Below are 4,624 nucleotides of genomic sequence, written 5' to 3'. Positions count from 1 at the left end.
ATAGATATACCTCTTTCTTAACTATGCTTATTCTACCTCATATTTTCGAGATCCTTAACAGGTTCTAAGGTCAAGTAATATTTTTATCATAGCATAGAAAATTTATGTTCGTAAACAAAAAATTTTGGCGTAAAATTGCCGTATTTACTTAATTGTGCTATAGCTAAAGTAATTTAGGTTTACCGACCATCGTCATTCCGCTGCTTGTTAGAGGGATCTAGAGATACCGCGGCGGTATAACGTTGCTAGCTTAAGGTTTAAAATTGAGAAATATTTATGTTAAAAGAAAAATACGGCTTTAAAGAAGTTGAAGACAAATACAACATATTATGGGAAGGTAGTAAAGTTTATAAATGGAATGGTGAAAAGGATAACACTTTCACTATAGACACGCCTCCACCGACAATATCGGGAAAACTCCATATTGGCCATATATTTAGCTATTGCCACACGGACTTTATTGCAAGGTTTCAGCGCATGCTGGGAAAAGATGTGTTTTACCCAATTGGGTTTGATGATAATGGGCTTCCCACTGAAAGATTGGTTGAGCAAACCTATAAAACCCGCGCAAAAGAAGTTGGCAGGGAAAAATTTATAGAGATGTGCCATGAGGTTATTGAAAAATCAAAGCAAGAATTCAAGGAACTATTTAAATCGGTCGGCATTAGTTATGACTGGGATTTGGAATATCACACGATCAGCAAGGAAACTGTGACGCTTTCACAGATGTCGTTTATTGATCTATATAACAAGGGATATGCATATAGAAAAATGCAGCCTATCCTTTGGGACCCGGTTGATAAAACAGCAATTGCGCAAGCAGAAATAGAAGATAAAGTTTTTGAGTCATCCTTAAACACGATAGTTTTCTCTACTCAAGAAAATGAGCAGATCAATATTGCAACTACGCGACCTGAACTACTTCCAGCATGCGTTGCAGTTTTTTGTCATCCAGAGGATACGCGCTACACTCATCTGATCGGGAAAACAGCGGTAGTGCCAATAACAGAGGAGAAAGTTCCAATAATAGCAGATGATAAGGTTAAAATAGATAAAGGCACCGGGCTTGTTATGTGTTGTACATTCGGTGATGAACTCGACATATATTGGCAGCAAAAGCATAACCTGCCGATGAAAATTATCATCGATCAGGATGGGAGGATGAATCTAGATGATGTCATTCCACCACACCCCGGCGTCATGAAAGTAGCTGACACTGGAATCTACGATGAAATAAATGGATTGAAAGTTACAGCAGCAAGAAAGAGGATGATTGAAATCTCGAGTGGAAAAGGACTTTTGATAGAAAGCACTAACATTTCTCATTCTGTTAAGTGCGCAGAAAGATCTGGTGCATCACTTGAGATATTACCTACTTATCAATGGTTTATCAAGATTTTAGAGCAAAAAGCTCAAGTATTAGATAAAGTAAAAGAATGCAATTGGCACCCAAGCAATATGCGTAAACGTATGGAAGTGTGGATAGAAGGGCTAAATTGGGACTGGTGCATCTCAAGGCAGCGCTATTTTGGTGTGCCATTTCCAGCGTGGTATTCTAAACGTAAGGGAGAAGAAGGTAAAATTATTCTAGCTGAAATAAAGGCCCTACCTATTGATCCACTCAAAGATTTGCCAAAAGGGTATAGCAAAGAAGAGATTATCCCAGATCAAGATGTAATGGATACTTGGGCCACAAGTTCAATTACTCCTCAACTGAGTGCACTGGCAGTAAACAGTGAGTTTAGCTTACCAAATCATCGCTATGATACGATATTTCCTGCAGATCTGCGCAGCCAGAGCCATGAGATAATCAGAACTTGGGCTTTTTATACTATTTTAAAGGCACATTATCATGCAAATTCTTTACCTTGGAAAAACATTATGATCAGCGGTTGGTGTTTAACCGATGATAAGAAAAAGATGAGTAAATCAAAGGGTAACATCATCACTCCTCATGTAATACTTGAAACTTATGGAGCTGATGTAGTGCGCTATTGGGCAGCGAACTCAAGGCTTGGAGTTGATACAGTCTACTCTGAAAATATATTCAAAATTGGCAAGCGCCTCGTTACAAAACTTTGGAACGCTAGCAAGTTTGTTTCCATGTTCATGGAAAAGCATCAAACAGTAAGCATAAATTCCATCAGTGAGACGATGGATAAATGGATACTGTCTAAGCTGTACAAAGTAATAGGTAGAGCAACGAATAACCTATTACAGTTTGAATACTGTGAAGCTTTGAGTGCAGTAGAAGAATTTTTTTGGAAGGATTTTTGTGATAACTACTTGGAATTAGTAAAAAAACGCGCGTACGGAAGCAGTGAAGCAACCTTCAGTGTAAAACAAAGTTTGGCATATGTACTGAATATTATTTTGCGGTTATTTGCACCTTTCTTGCCTTACATTACAGAAGAGATATACCACCAGTTGTATAGTTATAATTCTGTACACAATCAAAGTAATTGGCCGAGCAAAGAAGAACTTATCTACGATAAATATTCAGAGGAAATGGGAGATAATGTTATTCAGATATTAAACATTATCAGAAAGATGAAGGCAGATAATAATGTATCAGTTAAGCATCTGATAAAAAAGTTGATGATAAAAGCGAGCGTACAAGAGGATAAGTTGGATCAATCCGCACAGGATGATTTGCAGGCAGTGTGCAATGCGGAAACGATAGAGTGGATGCAGTCTGAGCTTGAAACTGAAGACGGGAAATACATAGTGAATATAGACTTATACTGATTTTTATAGCTTCACTTCCTTTGATATCTATGCTATCATAGTCATTATTGATTGTGAGAGAATAATAATGGGGGATTTATATAATAAAGCCAATGCACCATATCTTATAGCTGGTGCTCTTGCTACTTTGGTATTGCTTGCGTCTGGGACACTTGCTGTTGCCCCTTATGTTAAGTTCTTGTCTTCAGTTGCAGCCTTTAATGTAGCTGTTGCTTTGAGTTTGTCTATACTTTCTATTTTGGTGCTTGCACTTTCATGTAAAATAATTAGTAATAATAAGAAAATAGAGGTTGAGAAAAATAAATTTGCTGAAAAAGAGCAAGAGTTAGAAAGCGTAAAACAACAATCAGAGAGTAGGGTACAAGAGTTAGAAAGTAAAATAGCTCTGGGAGAAAAAGCTAAATAAGCTGCAAATAAAGAAGTGAAGGAATTAAAAGATCAATTAACTCGAGAAAAGCAAGATTTGGAAAGCGAAATTGCAGGGTTAAATAAGGAAATAGAGCAGTTAAAGACACAACAAGATGATGCACAGCAAAAATTAGATGATGCTACAAAAGAGTTAAATAATAAAGGTAATCAAATCCGAGAATTAGAGGGTAAGATAGGTGCCCTTAATAATAAGAACAAAGATTTACACGATGAAAATACAGAATTGAGTGCAAAAGTAAAAGGTCAGTTAAAACATAAGGAGGAGATGCTTTCTCTTGAACACCAAGAGTTACGTGATGAAAGTACAAGATTGAATGAAAGAGTAGATTCTTTAATGGGGGAATTGTGTCAATGCAAATTAGAAAGTGAAAAGAATAAGTTATGTTTAAAGTCAGAATATGAAGATGAGTTACGCTTAAGATTGGAATATGAAGATGAATTAAACTTGGAATTAGAACATAAAAGTAGGGAAGCTTCTTCTCTGCGTACTCAATTAACTATGTTAAGAAAAAAAGTAGAAGTAGAAGAAGTAAAACAATTAAAAACTTTAGAATCGTAAGAACAACATGAGAGCTCAGAAAGCGACATAGAAGAATTAGAGAAGAAGTTATGCCAGTCGGAAAAGGAAAAGAAAGAATTAGAAGGTAAAGTTAGTGATGAACGTCAAAAGCGCACTGATCTTGAAAGTAAAGTTGATAAATTGTGTACAAAGGAGAAAGAGTACTTATCTAAAATTGAGGAGCTGAAAAAGGAGTTATTATCTTTACAAAAAGAAGAGAAAGAATCTGATAACACATTAACAACAGTGAAGGATGATCACGATAATAAGGTGAAAGAATTAAACAGTTCACTTTTGGAGCAATCCTCTCAAATAGAACAACTTCAAGAAGATTTGTCGAAAAAGAAACAAGAAGAAGTGCTTTTTTTGCAACAGGCGATAGAGTATATAACAGATGAGGTAGAAAAATTAGTAAGGGAAAATGAAGTGATCAGAGATGATGATAAAAAAGTAATATTACAAGTGATTCAAGCAATAAAGTCCGTGTTAGTAGAAGAAGTTGCACAATATTTGCCAGGCGAAACGTCTGTTCCTTCATTTGTGGAAGATCCTGGATATACCAGTGGATGTTCTACCCCGACCAACAGCTGCCACACATTTTGAGTACAGTTGTACACTGGATACATAAGACCTTAGCCATTTTTAGCTAGCAGACTGAAAATGGGAAGTTTGTTGTAGGTGCAGCACTATAATTCCTCCACAGATAAGAGAATTTTAATAAATATATACAAGACTACTGAACGTGGGGGGAGGGGAGTAATGAGCAATTTGCTTAGTGAGGCTAATGCATTTTATTTTGTAGCTAGTTCCTTAGCTACTCTTAGAACCTGTTAAGGATCTCGAAAATATGAGGTAGAATAAGCATAGTTAAGAAAGAGGTATATCTAT

Annotated in this window: 4 protein-coding genes; all 4 read left to right on the top strand. The window is 36.2% G+C overall.

The features are described 5' to 3' along the window. Nucleotides 1–276 precede the first annotated feature (276 nt). The 4 genes from OZD63_RS05875 to OZD63_RS05860 all read left to right on the top strand — a co-directional run bounded on the left by OZD63_RS05875 (nt 277) and on the right by OZD63_RS05860 (nt 4,339). Nucleotides 277–2,748, top strand: a complete 2,472-nt coding sequence (locus OZD63_RS05875) for a valine--tRNA ligase (RefSeq protein ID WP_275008363.1) — start codon at nt 277–279, stop codon at nt 2,746–2,748. 67 nt (nt 2,749–2,815) lie between these two features. Continuing rightward, a complete protein-coding gene (locus OZD63_RS05870; protein WP_275008362.1) occupies nt 2,816–3,154 on the top strand; it encodes a hypothetical protein in 339 nt (112 codons plus the stop codon). 15 nt (nt 3,155–3,169) lie between these two features. Beyond that, nucleotides 3,170–3,736 carry a hypothetical protein gene (locus OZD63_RS05865; RefSeq protein WP_274979646.1) on the top strand — a complete coding sequence of 189 codons (567 nt, stop codon included), beginning with the start codon at nt 3,170–3,172 and terminating at the stop codon, nt 3,734–3,736. Nucleotides 3,737–3,877: 141 nt separating this feature from the next. Then, complete coding sequence (locus OZD63_RS05860) at nt 3,878–4,339, top strand: hypothetical protein (RefSeq protein WP_274979645.1); 462 nt, start codon at nt 3,878–3,880, stop codon at nt 4,337–4,339. Nucleotides 4,340–4,624 lie beyond the last annotated feature (285 nt).

This window comes from Wolbachia endosymbiont of Drosophila leontia, assembly GCF_028981785.1.
Classification (GTDB): Bacteria; Pseudomonadota; Alphaproteobacteria; order Rickettsiales; family Anaplasmataceae; genus Wolbachia; species Wolbachia pipientis.
The sequence above is the reverse complement of the archived record's forward strand: the minus strand, read 5'-3'. Positions and strand labels throughout refer to the sequence as shown.

Bases quoted from the DNA above. Each gene is read 5' to 3' on its own strand.
- OZD63_RS05870 (WP_275008362.1), top strand. From the start codon at position 2,816: ATGGGGGATTTATATAATAAAGCCAATGCACCATATCTTATAGCTGGT.
- OZD63_RS05875 (WP_275008363.1), top strand. From the start codon at position 277: ATGTTAAAAGAAAAATACGGCTTTAAAGAAGTTGAAGACAAATACAAC.